This window comes from Streptococcus mitis (assembly GCF_003943905.1).
Lineage (GTDB): Bacteria > Bacillota > Bacilli > Lactobacillales > Streptococcaceae > Streptococcus > Streptococcus mitis_BC.
In genome coordinates this window covers 35,601-50,948 of the sequence record NZ_RJNS01000006.1, presented here as the reverse complement: position 1 = coordinate 50,948, position 15,348 = coordinate 35,601, and the positions used below count along the sequence as shown (strand labels likewise).

Here is a 15,348-nt window from a genome sequence, read left to right as displayed (position 1 = left end):
ATGAATTTAAATCAATTAGATATTATCGTTTCAGATGTTCCCCAAGTCTGTGCTGACTTGGAGCGTATTTTGGATAAAAAGCCCGATTATGTTGATGACAGTTTTGCTCAGTTTACGATTGGCAGTCACTGTCTGATGTTGTCCCAAAATCATTTGATTCCTTTGGAAGATTTTCAGTCAGGAATCATTCTTCATATCGAGGTTGAGGATGTAGACCAGAATTACCAACGGTTGAAAGAACTTGGTATCCAGGTTTTAAACGGACCAACTGTAACCGATTGGGGAACAGAGTCCTTATTAGTTAAAGGGCCTGCTGGTCTAGTGATTGATTTTTATCGTATGAAGTAGGTAATTCTATTATCAAATTTTTTATCTAAACATTCTTGGAGTGAAACTTAAAAAGATCGGAGCAATTCGATCTTTTTTGTATTTATGCGACTTTCAGTCCGTCTCGCTCCGTTAGGTGCGAGACAAAAAACCACCCGTTTTCACGGGTGGTTATGATTTCTACACTTATTGTTTGGCTTCCTGTTTTAATTGTTGCACCTGTTCCTCGTACTGGACAAGCTCCCTGTCTTTTATATTGATAGTCGCTTCTGCTTCAGCAATGCGGCTTCTCAGATCTTGAGTCTTGTTATGGTGATAGCTAATACCAATAGCACTACCAGCAATGATCCCGATTACTAGACAAGTAAAAATCACCAAAATCAAGGGAGCAGATAGTTGTGTAAAGACAAGACTGACAGTTACTGTTTGACGATTGAGTAGACCAAATGAGATCACAATGACTAATAAGCTCAAACCGCCAATTAGATAAGCCTTATCTTTCAGTGACAATTCATTAAATTTTTTTAGCATAAGTTCCTTTTCTCCTGACTATGTTGATAGAAAACTACACACCATTTAGGTATTAACAAAATTCATTTTACTAGAAAATTTCGATACTGTCAATAATTTCTAACGGCTTATTTACCATCAATCAATCGATTCATTGAAAAGGAGTATTCATTTTCTAATATTTGATTGAGTAAACAGAACGGAGCAATTCGGTCTTTTTTCTGTTCCCTCTTTCTTATAACAAGATTGTGATAGTTTATATCTTTATAACAAAAGTTTTAAAGACTTGATTGTTTTGAAAAAAGATTATAAAATATGATTCATAAAAATGAAAGAGGTTTTGAAAATGTCTGAAAAACAAATGAAAGTTTTGGGTTGGGTAGCGACCTTCATGTCTGTTATGATGTATGTGTCTTACTTCCCACAAATCATGAACAACCTGGCTGGTCAAAAAGGAAACTTCATCCAACCCTTAGTCGCAGCCATCAACTGTAGCCTATGGGTTTATTACGGTCTTTTCAAGAAAGAAAGAGATATTCCCCTCGCGGCTGCTAATGCGCCAGGTATTATTTTTGGTCTGGTAACGGCTATCACAGCTTTGATTTAAAAAGAAGACTGGTTTGAACTGCACCCCAAAAGTTAGATTTTTTCTGTCCAACTTTTTGGGGGCAGTACATATTGCATCCTTTTTAAATTTTTAGTGGATTAGATAAATACATAAAATTTTTGGTCATAAATTTTTCTACAATATAATTATATTTCTTAGTAAGAATTTCTTTTGTTTCAATGGCATTAAGTATTTTGTATAACAACATTCTCTTGCATTGAAGCATATTATGGTTATTGTGATATAAAAAATCCATTTCGCTTCTTTTACTTTTGTAAAACATTTTTCATTCTTCGTTCTAAATTTAAGTATTCCATAAAAGTTTAAAATTCTGTTAAAATTTCAAAAAAACTATGACGAATTAAGAGTAAGTTTTATTTTTATTATGTTATAATATAATAAAGGTAATGTTTTTTCAAAACAGTCTTAGTTACTTTATAATACAGTCAATAGCTTTAGCATATGAAAGGATAGTTTAAATGAATAGAGGTTCTGAATTTAGAAAATGGGATTTGCATATACATTCACCATATACAGTGTTAAATAATCAATTTAGTAAATTTGAAGATGGAAGTCCAGATATTGAAAGTTTTATTCAAAAAATTAAGGATGAGGATATTTCAGCAATTGGTTTAACTAATTACTTTAATTTTACCGATGACGATTTTAATTTAAAAACAAGACTTGAAGAGAACGGTATTGTAACTTTTCTTAATTTAGAAGTGAGATTATCTAATATAAATAAATCTGACCAGTTATTTGATTATCACATCATTTTTGATAATACATTAGATGATGGTATTATTAAGAATTTATTAGGGGAATTAAAGGCAAATATTGGTGCAACTGAGAAAGCATTCAATAGATTAAGTAATAAAGAGATTGAGTCTTCTGCTCATGTTGATTTCAAAAGTTTAAATCAAATATTAGAACGGAATACAGAATTAAATGGAAACTATTTAAAAGGATTTCTCTCGAGAGGGCATGGTAGTGCTACTAGTGATTCTGATTCCAAAAATAAGGCTGTTTATGAACAGATTTGTGTGAATTCAGATTTTATTATTCATTCTAGTTGTAATGATTCTTCGACTTGCCAAGACCCCAAATGCAAACATATGAATATAATATCTGACCGAGAATATTGGTTGCATAAATCTGATTATGTTAGACCTCTTTTACAATCTTCTGATTCGCACTCTTTAGAAGGGATTGGAACGAAGTATAGTTGGATTAAAGCAGATTTGACTTTTGAAGGTTTGAAGCAAATAATCTTTGAGCCAGAACATCGGATATGTGTAGGAATAGGAAAACCAGTTCGAACTGATAATGAGCTAATTATTGATAGAATTGAATATGATGGAGATACCATACTTTTATCAGATAATTTAAATACGATTATTGGTGGTAGATCAACTGGAAAATCCACCTTATTAAATTCAATTGCCTATAAACTTAATGATAGTGAATCTAAAAATAAATATACGTATAAAGATATGGAAAACTTTCATGTGTTCTGGAAAGATAGGGAAGAGGATGATACTAGAAAAATACAATACCTACCTCAAGAACATATGATTCAACTAGCGAATAATACTGAAAAGTTAAATTTTCTTGTTAATGAAATTATTCAATCTAAAGGATTGGATGAAAATATTAAAAGTTATCAACAAAGTCATAATAAAATAGATATCGCAATTAAGGGACTTTTAAATGAATTTAAAGAAAATCTTCAACGTCAACAAAATCTCGTAAAACCAGAATTTGATAAAAAAGCTACTAACAAAAGGATTATTGAACTTCATAAAAAACGAGATGAATTGTTATCCGCAGTAGATATTGATGATGAAGAGAAGAAAAAATTTGAGATAGATAACTCTACTATTAAGAAGTTACAAGGTGAAATAAATCGGCTTGAAAAAGATTTTGTATTTATTGATAATTTATTTATTCCTAATATTGCAGCATATTCCAAATCTAATTCTGCACTTGAACATAGTGACGAAATAAGAGATATAATTAATAGTGCTGTTGAGGATATTAATCAAAAAGTACAACAAACATTTGAAGACAAAATTAATATTCTTAAGCAGAGATTAGATGATCAAATTTATGAAACTAAGAATAAAATTGGTTTAATTAGAGATACACCAGATTTTAAAAAGTTTTTATCTTACTTACAAGATAATAATGAGTTGTCATTTATAGAAGAGAACATAAAGCAAGAAACTACCATATTGAAAAAAATTGAAAGTTACGAACAAGAGATATCCAACCTTAAAACTGAAAACGATCAATTAAAACAAAATATTATTAATCAGTATAGAGAGTATTCAAAAATTCGAAAAGAATTACTTACTTCGTTCGATATATCTGAAAGTGATTTAAAAATTACTGTAGATTTTTACCTCAAGGATTTGGAGCTAGAGTTTGACTACATTAATGCTCAAGGACGTTCAAAAGCAGAATTTATTGAGAAATTAAATTTTGAGTTTGATTCAATGATTGATACTATATTTGAGGATAATTCTTTAAAATTTAATGGAAACAAAACCACATTAGACCATATCGAAAAGTTTTTCACTACTGATTTTTACTCTTATAAATTTGATATTGAATATCAGAATGATAAGTTTGAACAGATGTCACCAGGTAAAAAGGCTTTCGTTGTATTAAAACTGATTTTAGATTTTTCTAATAGTCGGGTTCCTGTATTGATTGACCAGCCAGAGGATAGTTTAGATAATAGAGCTATTTACCATGAGTTGACAGCATATATTAAGCAGAGAAAATTAAAAAGGCAAATTATTATTGTCACACATAATCCTAATATCGTCGTATCAGGTGATTGTGAAAATGTTATTGTAGCAAATCAACATTCAGAAAATAATCCTAATCCCCATAACAAAGTTTTTGCTTATAAAAATGGAGCTTTAGAGAATCAGATAAAAGAACCTGACAGTAATTTTATTTTAAACAAAAAATGTATAAAAGAACATGTTTGTGAAATTTTAGAAGGGGGGATTGAAGCATTTAAGAGACGAGAAGATAAATATGGTATTAAAATAGATAATCTAAATTCTCCAAAGGTAATTCAAGAATAGAAATAAGAAAGTTTGAGTTTTGATTAATGATATCTTAAAACTATTGATATATGACCCTAAAAAACCGAAACAATCTTTCGTCGAAAGACCATTAAAACCTGATCGTTATGTATGGCTGTCTATGTGTTTTGTCTACTTGCTTGTTTTCGTGATGATTATGTTAGCTTTTTTCATCATGTTCGTTCTTCCAAATCTTATGAAAGAATAGCTTCTTTTAGATTTATCAAAAGTATGAAAACCATATCGTTACTATTTTTATAAAATCTTCTCCCTACTTTATTAGATAGTAAAAAGAGTTCAATTCGAACTCTTTTTTTGCTATAATGAGGGGAGAAAAATCAGACAGGAGATCAAGATGTCAGAACCGTTATTTTTAAATTCTGTAATGCAAGAAAAAATCTGGGGTGGGACTAAACTACGTGATGAGTTTGGTTACGACATTCCTAGTGAAAAAATCGGAGAATACTGGGCTATTTCAGCCCACCCAAATGGAGTTTCAAAGGTCGCTAATGGGCACTACGAGGGAACAGACCTAGCTACTTTGTATGCAGAACACCGTGAATTGTTTGGCAACCGTCCAGAACCTGTATTTCCACTCTTGACCAAGATTCTGGATGCCAACGACTGGCTCAGTGTCCAAGTTCACCCAGACGATGCCTATGGACTAGAACATGAAGGCGAGCTCGGAAAAACAGAGTGCTGGTACATCATCGCAGCAGACGAAGGTTCAGAGATTATCTACGGTCACAATGCCAAATCAAAAGAAGAACTCCGCCAGCAAATTGAGGACAAGAACTGGGATGCCTTGCTGACAAAAGTACCAGTTAAAGCTGGAGATTTCTTCTATGTACCAAGTGGTACCATGCACGCTATTGGGGCGGGTATCTTGATTCTTGAAACCCAGCAGTCTAGCGATACCACCTACCGTGTCTATGACTTTGACCGTAAGGATGACAAGGGCAACTTGCGTGAACTTCACCTTGAAAAATCCATCGATGTTTTGAACATTGGTGAGCCTGCTAATAGCCGTCCAGTAACTGTCAAAGCTGATGATTTGCGTTCCACTCTCCTTGTATCCAATGATTTCTTTGCGGTTTACAAATGGGAAATCACTGGAAAAGTTGACTTTAAAAAGACAGCAGACTACAGTTTGTTTAGTGTCTTAGCTGGTCAGGGTCACCTGACTGTTGACGGGAAAAACTATCCAATCCAAAAAGGCAGCCACTTTATCCTACCAAGTGATGTTGAAGCTTGGACCTTGGAAGGGCAAGGTTTGGAATTGATTGTTAGCCATCCATAAAAAGAAAGGGCCTGAGTTTACTACTCAAGTCCTTTTTGATTACATAAATTGGGCGATAAAGACCACGATGATGATGATTGGAATGATAAAACGAAGAAGGAAAAGCCAAACTTGGAAAAGTCCTTGTTCCCATGTTCTTTCATCGAGATGGAGTTCCTCCTTAGCAAGAGCCTTTTTAAAGATATAGCCTGTAAAAAGTGAAAGGCAGAGGGCTCCAAATGGCATGAGGAGATTGGAAACCAAGAAGTCCATAGCGTCAAAGAAGGTCTTCCCAAAAATGTGAACATTCGCCATGACCCCATGGGATAGAGCTGAAGGAATTCCAAAGATAAAGGTCAAGATCCCTAAAATAGTGCTCCACTTGGCACGCTTGCGGTTGTCCTGGTTGGTGATATTGCCCACATTGATTTCCAGCATCACGACAGAGGAAGTAACCGTCGCAAAGAGGAAGAGCAAGAGGAAAAGAATGTAGAAAATGGTTCCAAAAGGCATCTTGTCAAAGAGTTGAGGCAAGACGATAAAGAGCAGGCTTGGTCCCCCTTCTGACTGAATATTGAAGGCTGACATGGCTGGAAAAATGGCTAGACCAGCCATGATGGATACTGAGATATTCATGGCTACGATGGAAATCCCTGACTGGACCAGATTGGTTTTCTTGTCCAAGTAGGATGCATAGGTCAGCATGGCTGTAACCCCTAGTGAGAGGGCAAAGAAAGATTGTCCCAGAGCATAAAGGAGACCAGCGCTAGTTAGTTTTGAGAAGTCTGGTTTGAGAAAGTAGAGAACCCCTTCCGTGGCATTTGGCAAGCTGAGAGAGCGCCCAATGATGACGACAAAGATGATAAAGAGCAGGGGCATCATGACTTTCGAAGCTCTTTCAATCCCTTTTTGAACCCCACGTGATACAATAAAGATATTCAATAAGATAAAGGCTGCTTGAGCTCCTAGGGCAATGGCTGGATTTGAAATGATTGAAGTAAATAACTGAGCATAATCACCCGTACCGCCAAGCTGGAACAATTTTCCAAACTCAATACCTAGATAGACTAAAATCCATCCTCCGATAACACTGTAAAAGGAGAGGAGGATAAAGAGGGCAAAGGCACCAATCCAACCGATAAAGTTGTACTTGTTATTGTTACCAAGTTTTCCAAAGGTTTTGATAGCGGAAACGCCAGCGCTACGGCCAAGGGCAAACTCAGCCAGCAGGAGCGGGAAACCGATTAAAATAGTGGAAATGAGAAAGACCAGTAAAAAGCCTCCCCCGCCATTAGCGGCAGTCATGTAGGGAAATTTCCAAACGGCTCCAAGTCCGATGGCTGAACCAGCAGATGCTAGGATAAAGCCTAGTTTCGAGCCCCATTGCGATTTTTCTGACATAGTTGAAACTCCAATCTTGTTTTTTAAAATAAGAAAAGGCTACTTGAGTTGTCAAATAGCCTTCTCTCAATGGCTTTTTATGAGCTTTCTGTTTGATTGATAGACTTGACTATCCTATCATGTTTTCTAAGGTCTGTCAAGAAAACCATTTTCAAGTTTTCACACCTTTCTCAAAAAGTTAAAAATTTTTCGCAAAAACGCTTGACTCTGACCTAAGGGGAGGGGTTATACTATCAATGTAATACTCTTCGAAAATCTCTTCAAACCACGTCAGCTTTATCTGCAACCTCAAAGCTGTACTTTGAGCAACCTGCGGCTAGCTTCCTAGTTTGCTCTTTGATTTTCATTGAGTATAAGGAGGAAATCATGTACCATATAAAAGAAGCTGCGCAGCTTTCAGGTGTCTCTGTCAAGACTCTGCACCACTACGATAAGATAGGACTCTTGGTTCCGTTAAAGTCGGAAAACGGCTATCGAACTTATAGTCAAGAGGATTTGGAACGCCTTCAAGTCATTCTGTATTATAAATATCTAGGCTTTTCTTTAGAAAAAATAGCAGAGCTGTTAAAAGGAGAATCATCAGATTTATTGCCCCATTTGACCAGGCAGTTGGACTATTTGACTCGAGAAAGGCAACATCTGGATACCCTGATTTCCACCTTGCAAAAAACCATTCAAGAACAAAAAGGAGAAAGAAAAATGACGATTGAGGAAAAATTCACTGGATTTAGCTATCAAGACAATCAAAAATACCACCAAGAGGCGGTAGAGAAATATGGTCAGGAAGTCATGGACCAGGCTCTCGAACGCCAAAAAGGTCACGAAGACGAAGCCACAGCCGCCTTCAATCAAGTTTTTCAAGCTTTAGCTCAAAATCTTAAAAATGGACTAGCTGCAACAGCAACCGAAAACCAAGAAGAAGCAGCTAAGCTCTTGCAAGCCATTCGTACTTATGGATTTGACTGCCCTATTGAAGTCTTCGGCCATATCGGTAAAGGCTACGTCTATAACCCAGAGTTTAAGGAAAATATTGACAAATTTGGAGCTGGAACAGCTCAATACGCATCAGATGTCATTGCCCACTATGTTCAAACTCAGATAACATAAGCATCGCTGGAGATTTGTCCTGCTCCGCTAAAAAAGCTAAATCTTCTGTTTAACTTTTTAGGGAGCAGGTCATTTTAGTTGTTATCTTTTTGGAAAGCATTCTGGCCCCAGACTCTTTACTTTGTTGCTAAAGGGAAATTCATTTTTAAAGTTTTTGCATTGTCAACTCTGAGTGATTAGTTCGCCTTGATAAAATCAGTAAAAAAAGATATGATAGTAGGAGAAAAATGAGGTCAAGAGTGATGGATAAAAATAGAATTGGAACAGAGACACAGCAGGTGCTTGAGGATGTTTTGGATAAGGCTGGATTGCGTGAGGGGGCTCTCTTTGTCCTTGGACTCTCGTCTAGTGAGGTTTTAGGTGGGCAAATCGGCAAGGATTCCAGCCAAGAAATTGGCGAAATTATTGTGAAGACGATTCTGGATATCCTGGAGGAAAGAGGGATTCACCTAGCTGTTCAAGGCTGTGAACACGTCAATCGTGCCCTCGTCGTTGAACGTCAAGTGGCGGAGCAATTTGGTCTGGAAATCGTCAGCGTCCTTCCGACTCTTCATGCAGGCGGTTCGGGTCAGCTAGCTGCCTTTAAGTTTATGAAGGACCCTGTTGAGGTGGAGTTCATCACGGCTCATGCGGGATTGGATATCGGAGATACCGCAATTGGTATGCATGTCAAGCATGTGCAGGTTCCGATTCGACCAGTTTTGCGTGAGATTGGTTATGCCCATGTAACGGCTCTCGCTAGTCGTCCAAAACTCATCGGTGGTGCGCGTGCGCAGTATCCAGAAGATTCTATTAGAAAGATATGAGAATGAAAAAAAGAAAAGAACAGTTTCAAAAAAACCTAAAGTATTCTATTCGTAAATTGACTGTTGGAGTTGGTCCTGTAGCAATCGGGGCCTTTCTTGTTGGTGCCAGTTTGTTATCAGCTGGTAGAGTCCAAGCAAATGAATTAGCTGAAGTGAATTCAGTCCATTATCGATATTTGGCGGAGCAAGAATTAACCGAATCTGAAAAAGCTTTGATTCATCATGAAGTTCCTACAGAATTTCAAGATGAAGATATTATTTATGTTGTTTATCGTAAGAAAGCAACTAACAGTCAACAACTTCCCTATACAGGAAGTAAAGAATTTGCTTTAGCAGGTCTTGGTCTTGCAACAGCATCTTTTGCTGTTTTTTTGGTGTCCAAAAAACAGCGTCAGAAAGTTCTTGGAGTGCTTTTGATTGGTTCTCTTGGTGTCAGCAACTTCATTCCTTTTGCTACTTTTGCCTTTGAGAATAAAGAATTACTTTCTTACAATCAAACGATCTCGGCCTCCTCAAATGAAGAACTAGCGAAAGGTGTGATCGATATTGGAGGATATGAGTATATTGGTTATTTTAAAGGAACTGACATAAAAGTAGCTAGTTTTTCTAAAAAAGGGAAATCTCTAGTCCAAGATAATGCCCCAGATTATACTGGGAAACTTGAAAGCAAAGGCACTCAGGAAGTAGGTAAAGAAGGCGAATCCCTTGTCCAAGGTAGTTTGCCAGCCTATACTGAAAAACTTGAAAGCAAAGGCACTCAGGAAACTGGTAAAGAAGGCGAGTCCCTTGTCCAAGATAGTTTGCCAGCCTATACTGAAAAACTTGAAAGCAAAGGTACTCAGGAATCTGGAAAGGAAGGCGAATCTCTAATTCAAGATAGTTTGCCAGCGTATACTGGAAAACTTGAGAGCAAAGGTACTCAGGAATCCGGCAAAGAGGGTGAATCCTTAGTTCAAGAGTCTCGGGCAGAATATACTGGAAAGGTTGAGGCAAAAGGCACTCAAGAGTCTGGTAAAGAAGGTGACTCCCTTGTTCAAGACAATTCCCCAGCCTATACTGGAAAACTTGAAAGCAAGGGCACTCAAGAGTCTGGTAAAGAAGGTGACTCCCTTGTTCAAGATAGTTTGCCAACGTATACTGAAAAACTTGAAAGCAAGGGTACTCAGGAATCCGGCAAAGAGGGTGAATCCTTAGTTCAAGATAGTTTGCCAGCGTATACTGAAAAACTTGAAAGCAAGGGCACTCAGGAAACTGGTAAGGAAGGTGACTCCCTTGTTCAAGAGCCTCAGGCAGAATATACTGGAAAACTTGAAAATAAGGGCACCCAAGAGGTAGGCCAAGAAGGTGATTCCCTTGTCCAAGATAGTTTACCAGCGTATAGTGGAAAGCTTGAGAGCAAAGGTACTCAGGAAGCTGGCAAAGAGGGTGACTCCCTTGTTCAAGATAGTTTGCCAGCGTATACTGAAAAGCTTGAAAGTAAAGGCACTCAGGAAACTGGTAAGGAAGGTCACTCCCTTATTCAAGAGGACCTTCCAGAATATACAGTAACTGAAGGAACAATTACTAAAGACACAATCGCAGAGATTGACTACCAGACGGAAATCATTGATGATCCTACAAAATACACTGACGAAGAAACAGTGGTTCAAAACGGTGAAAAAGGGATCCAAGTTACCAAAACGACTTATAAAACTGTCGAAGGTGTTGAGACTGACCAAGTTTTAAATACAACAACCACTGTCATCAAAAAACCAGTCACTAAAAAAATAAGTCGTGGTACGAAACCAATAGAAGGAACTCTTGTAGAAGAAAGTCTTGAAAAAATTCCGTTTAAAGAGATAGTCGAAGAAGACACGCAACTGAAAAAGGGCGATAAAGTTACGGTCCAAGAAGGAAAAGACGGTCAGAAAAAGGTTATCAGAACCTACAAGACCATCAAAGGAATCAAGACGCAGGAAGCGCCTGAAATTCTTGAACAGGTCATCGAGTTAGCCCAAGACCGTATTGTTAAACTAGGTACCAAAAACTTCGAAAAGCCAGTGTTGACTTTTTCAAGGGTTGATATTCAGGATTTGAAACGCTCATCTCAGATTTACTATAATCTGGAAAATCCAAGTAAGGCAGCGATTAAATCGATCACTTTAACCCTGAAAAAAGGCGACGAAGTTGTCAAAACCATGACGGTTTCACCGGATAACTTGACTGCAACTCTAACAGATTTGCAATATTACAAGGATTATAAACTCGAAACAAAAATGGTTTATGATCGTGGTGAAGGAAATGAGGAAGAAATTCTCAAAGAAGAACCACTGAGAATTGATTTAAAAAAGGTCGAAGTTAAAAATATAAAAGAAACAAGCCTCATAAGTGTTGACGACAATGGTGTGGAAAAGGATAGTAGCTTCTTAACCTCTGTTCCAAGTGATGTAAGGCCTTACTATCTTAAAATTGCTACACGTGATAATAAGGTGACGCGTCTTGCGATTGACAAAATTGAAGAAGTGATAGTCGATGGAAAAACACTTTATAAGGTCACTGCCAAAGCGCCTGATCTCGTTCAGCATACAGATGGTAACCAGCTCAGTGAAGAATACGTCCATTATTTTGCTAAACCAAAAACTCATGAAGAGAATGTCTACTACGATTTCAATGAACTTGTAAAAGCTATGCAGGCCAATCCATCTGGTGAATTTAAAATTGGTGCGGACTTGAATGCGGTCAATGTTCCTGCAGCTGGTAAATCATATGTAACGACGAAGTTCCGAGGCAAGCTATCAAGTGTGGACGGTCAACGATATACGATTCATAACTTGGAACGTCCACTATTAGGCGATACTGAAGGCGCCCATATCCATGACCTTAACCTTGGTAAGGTAAACATTCATATGCCATGGGCAAATAGAGTTGCTCCCTTGGCTGCTGTTGTAAAAAACACAACGATCAATAATGTGAAAGTAACGGGTACAGTTGTTGGAAATAATGACGTATCAGGTTTGATCAATAAAATTGATAATAACGGCAGATTAACAAATGTGGCATTCATTGGTAAGCTTCATGCTGGTGGGAATCAAGGCGCCTTTCTTGCTGGAATTGTTGGAGAAAACTGGAAAGGTTCTGTTGAGAAGGCCTATGTTGATGCACAAATAACAGGTAATAAAGCGAAAGTTGCGGGCATTGCCTATTGGTCACAAAATGGTGGGGATAACCATGCAGTTTATCGGGACGGAGCCATTAAAAAATCTGTAGCTAAAGGTACTATCGATGTGAGAGAACCGATTAGCGCGGGTGGTGTTGTAGGCAGTACAAATGCCTTGGGCTCCGTTGAAGATACTGTTTCAATGATAAAAGTTAAGAACGGTGAGATTTTCTATGGCTCATCTGATATTGATGATGATCCTTATTGGACAGGTGACCGCTTAAATCGAAACTTTGTTGTTACTGGTGTGAGTGAAGGAAAATCTTCATATAGATATTCTAAACAACAGCATCGTATTAAGCCTATTTCGCAAGAAGAAGCAGACAAGAAAATTGCTGCTCTGGGAATCACAGCGCATGAGTATGAAATCAATGATCCTGTTGTAGATAAATTAAACCGTTTGACACACCGTGAAGACGAGTACAAGGCTATTCAAGACTACAGAGCTGACCGCGAACTTGCCTATCGCAATATTGAAAAATTACAACCATTCTATAACAAGGAGTGGATTGTCAATCAGGCTAATAAACTAGATGCAAGCTCAAACTTGGTGACCAAAGAAGTCCTTTCTGTAACTGGTTTGAAGAATGGACAGTTTGTAACAGACTTGTCAGCTATTGATCAGATCATGATTCACTATGCTGATGGTACCAAAGAAGAATTGGCCATTACTGTCAAAGCTGACTCTAATGTAAAACAAGTCAAAGAGTACGAAGTGACCGACCAGAATATTGTTTATACGCCAAATATGCTAGTGAAAGATCGTGCTGGTTTGATTGCAAAGGCAAAAGAAACATTATCCAGTGTAGAATTGATTTCTCCTGAAGTGCGCGCTCTTATGGACAAGCGGAACAAATCGCAAGAAAACACGGATGAACGAAAAAATGGTTACATTCGCGATTTATTCTTAGAAGAAAGTTTTGATGAAGTAAAACAAAATCTTGGAAACTTGGTGAAACAAATTGTTGAAAATGAAGATCATCAACTAAATGATGATGAAGCAGCTCAACGTGCTTTCATTAAGAAAGTTGAAGACAATAAGGCCAAGATTATGATGGGGCTTGCTTATTTGAACCAATACTATGGCATTAAATATGATGAATTGTCGATTAAAGATATTATGATGTTTAAACCAGATTTTTATGGTAAGAACGTGAATGTCTTAGATCGCTTGATCACTATCGGCTCAAAAGAGAACAATCTTAAGGGCGACCAATCCCAAGATGCGTATAGTCGAGTGATTGCAGGTGCTACAGGTAAAGGAAGCCTTCATGAGTTTCTAACATATAACATGAAATTGTTTACAAATGAAACCGATATGAATGTTTGGTTTAAAAAGGCAATTGAAAAGAATGCTTATGTGGTAGAACAGCCATCATTGAACCCCGATTTTGCTCATAAGAAGTATCGTCTGTATGAAGGGATTAATAATGGCGTGCATGGTCGGATGATTTTGCCTCTATTAAACTTGAAGAACTCGCATCTCTTCATGATTTCGACCTATAATACCATTTCTTTTAGTGCTTTTGAAAAATATGGTAAAAATACTGAGGAGGCTCGTGAAGCCTTCAAGAGTGAAATCAATAAGAGAGCAAAAGAGCAGGTGAACTACTTAGACTTTTGGTCAAAATTAGCTGCTGATAATGTACGTAATAAGCTCCTCAAGAGTGAAAATAGTGTTCCAACACCTGTTTGGGACAATCATGATGCGCCTGGTATCGGTTGGGCAAACCGATATGGTCACAAGGATGGGAAACCAGATTATGCTCCGATTCGAGAGTTCTTTGGACGGATTCATAAATATCATGGCTATCAGTATGGATATGGTGCTTACGCATATATCTTTGCAGCTCCAAATCAGCAAGATGCTGTCTACTTTGTTATGACAGAGTTGATAAGTGATTTTGGTACATCGGCCTTTACGCATGAAACGACTCATGTGAATGATCGTATGGCTTACTATGGCGGTTGGTATCATCGTGAAGGGACGGACTTAGAGTCCTTTGCGCAAGGTATGCTCCAGTCACCATCGTTGACAAATCCAAATGGTGAATACGGCGCCTTAGGTTTGAACATGGCTTATGAACGTCAGAATGATGGCAATCAAATCTACAATTATGATCCAAATAAGTTAAAAAACCGTGAAGAAATTGATCACTATATGAAGAACTATAATGAGGCTCTGATGATGCTGGACCATCTAGAAGCAGATGCAGTTATTGGAAAACACTTGGACGACAACAGTAAGTGGTTCAAGAAGATGGACCGAGAATGGCGTACGAACGCTGAGCGAAACAATCTGAAAGGCGAGCCACATCAATGGGATAAATTACGTGATTTAACGGATAATGAGAAGAAATTGACGATTACGAGCATTGATCAATTGGTTGATCATAACTTCGTTACAAAACATGGTATGCCAGGGAATGGACGTTATCGTTCGGAAGGTTTTGACAGTGCTTACCAAACCGTAAATATGATGTCGGGTATCTTTGGTGGTAATACTAGCAAGAGTACAGTTGGTTCGATTTCATTCAAACATAATGCTTTCCGTATGTGGGGATACTATGGTTATCTTAACGGATTTATTGGTTACGCTTCAAACAAATATAAGGCGGAAGCTAACAAGGAAAACAAAGGGTTGTTGGGTGATGACTTCATTATCAAGAAAATCTCTAATGGCCAATTTGATACTCTTGAAGCATGGAAGAAACATTGGTATAAAGAAGTCTATGACAAAGCTCAAAACGGCTTCACTACAATCGAAATCAATGACAGATCTATCTCTACTTATGCTGAGTTGAAGTCCTTATTTGATGAAGCTGTTCAAAAAGACCTAGATAGCATGGAAAATCCAAATATAAAGAATCATTATAAAAATACTGAAGATCTTAAATGGAAGGTTTACAAACAGCTCCTTCAAAAATCAGATGGATTCTCTGGAAATTTATTTGCCAAAGCATCGTTATAAAGTCGAAATGACTAAAAAGGTGGATCAGCTTAAGCTGCATCTG

The 15,348-nt window shown here is 37.4% G+C and carries 9 protein-coding genes; 7 read left to right on the top strand and 2 right to left on the bottom strand.

What is annotated here, in order from left to right:
- Nucleotides 1–348 carry a VOC family protein gene (locus D8854_RS09010; protein ID WP_001052638.1) on the top strand — a complete coding sequence of 116 codons (348 nt, stop codon included), beginning with the start codon at nt 1–3 and terminating at the stop codon, nt 346–348.
- 165 nt (nt 349–513) lie between these two features.
- Here D8854_RS09010 and D8854_RS09005 read toward each other — a convergent pair whose 3' ends face one another.
- Nucleotides 514–858 carry a lipopolysaccharide assembly protein LapA domain-containing protein gene (locus tag D8854_RS09005; RefSeq protein ID WP_000913393.1) on the bottom strand — a complete coding sequence of 115 codons (345 nt, stop codon included), beginning with the start codon at nt 856–858 and terminating at the stop codon, nt 514–516.
- 325 nt (nt 859–1,183) lie between these two features.
- Here D8854_RS09005 and D8854_RS09000 point away from each other — a divergent pair, with 325 nt between their 5' ends.
- The 3 genes from D8854_RS09000 (at nt 1,184) to manA (ending at nt 5,845) form a co-directional block, all read left to right on the top strand.
- The gene (locus D8854_RS09000) at nt 1,184–1,444 is read left to right on the top strand and encodes a SemiSWEET family transporter (RefSeq protein WP_001291475.1); all 261 of its coding nucleotides are present in this window, start codon (nt 1,184–1,186) and stop codon (nt 1,442–1,444) included.
- Nucleotides 1,445–1,923: 479 nt separating this feature from the next.
- Nucleotides 1,924–4,545 carry a TrlF family AAA-like ATPase gene (locus D8854_RS08995; protein WP_001079331.1) on the top strand — a complete coding sequence of 874 codons (2,622 nt, stop codon included), beginning with the start codon at nt 1,924–1,926 and terminating at the stop codon, nt 4,543–4,545.
- Between the two features lie 355 nt (nt 4,546–4,900).
- The gene (manA, locus tag D8854_RS08985; RefSeq protein WP_001294270.1) at nt 4,901–5,845 is read left to right on the top strand and encodes a mannose-6-phosphate isomerase, class I; all 945 of its coding nucleotides are present in this window, start codon (nt 4,901–4,903) and stop codon (nt 5,843–5,845) included.
- A gap of 39 nt (nt 5,846–5,884) precedes the next feature.
- Here manA and D8854_RS08980 read toward each other — a convergent pair whose 3' ends face one another.
- Complete coding sequence (locus D8854_RS08980) at nt 5,885–7,225, bottom strand: sodium-dependent transporter (RefSeq protein ID WP_125450568.1); 1,341 nt, start codon at nt 7,223–7,225, stop codon at nt 5,885–5,887.
- Nucleotides 7,226–7,591: 366 nt separating this feature from the next.
- Between D8854_RS08980 and D8854_RS08970 the strand changes: the two genes are divergently transcribed.
- The 3 genes from D8854_RS08970 to D8854_RS08960 all read left to right on the top strand — a co-directional run bounded on the left by D8854_RS08970 (nt 7,592) and on the right by D8854_RS08960 (nt 15,305).
- Nucleotides 7,592–8,332 (top strand): MerR family transcriptional regulator, encoded by a 741-nt coding sequence (locus D8854_RS08970; protein ID WP_125450567.1) that lies wholly within the window; start codon nt 7,592–7,594, stop codon nt 8,330–8,332.
- A 242-nt stretch (nt 8,333–8,574) separates the two neighbouring features.
- Nucleotides 8,575–9,138, top strand: a complete 564-nt coding sequence (locus tag D8854_RS08965; RefSeq protein WP_125450566.1) for a TIGR01440 family protein — start codon at nt 8,575–8,577, stop codon at nt 9,136–9,138.
- A 2-nt stretch (nt 9,139–9,140) separates the two neighbouring features.
- Nucleotides 9,141–15,305: a ZmpA/ZmpB/ZmpC family metallo-endopeptidase gene (locus D8854_RS08960; protein ID WP_125450565.1), complete on the top strand. Its 6,165-nt coding sequence runs from the start codon at nt 9,141–9,143 to the stop codon at nt 15,303–15,305.
- Nucleotides 15,306–15,348: the final 43 nt, after the last annotated feature.

What these genes read in the sequence shown, in the direction of transcription:
- D8854_RS09010 (WP_001052638.1), top strand. Translation starts at nt 1, where the DNA reads ATGAATTTAAATCAATTAGATATTATCGTTTCAGATGTTCCCCAAGTC.
- D8854_RS09005 (WP_000913393.1), bottom strand. Translation starts at nt 858, where the DNA reads ATGCTAAAAAAATTTAATGAATTGTCACTGAAAGATAAGGCTTATCTA.
- D8854_RS09000 (WP_001291475.1), top strand. Translation starts at nt 1,184, where the DNA reads ATGTCTGAAAAACAAATGAAAGTTTTGGGTTGGGTAGCGACCTTCATG.
- D8854_RS08995 (WP_001079331.1), top strand. Translation starts at nt 1,924, where the DNA reads ATGAATAGAGGTTCTGAATTTAGAAAATGGGATTTGCATATACATTCA.
- manA (WP_001294270.1), top strand. Translation starts at nt 4,901, where the DNA reads ATGTCAGAACCGTTATTTTTAAATTCTGTAATGCAAGAAAAAATCTGG.
- D8854_RS08980 (WP_125450568.1), bottom strand. Translation starts at nt 7,225, where the DNA reads ATGTCAGAAAAATCGCAATGGGGCTCGAAACTAGGCTTTATCCTAGCA.
- D8854_RS08970 (WP_125450567.1), top strand. Translation starts at nt 7,592, where the DNA reads ATGTACCATATAAAAGAAGCTGCGCAGCTTTCAGGTGTCTCTGTCAAG.
- D8854_RS08965 (WP_125450566.1), top strand. Translation starts at nt 8,575, where the DNA reads ATGGATAAAAATAGAATTGGAACAGAGACACAGCAGGTGCTTGAGGAT.
- D8854_RS08960 (WP_125450565.1), top strand. Translation starts at nt 9,141, where the DNA reads ATGAAAAAAAGAAAAGAACAGTTTCAAAAAAACCTAAAGTATTCTATT.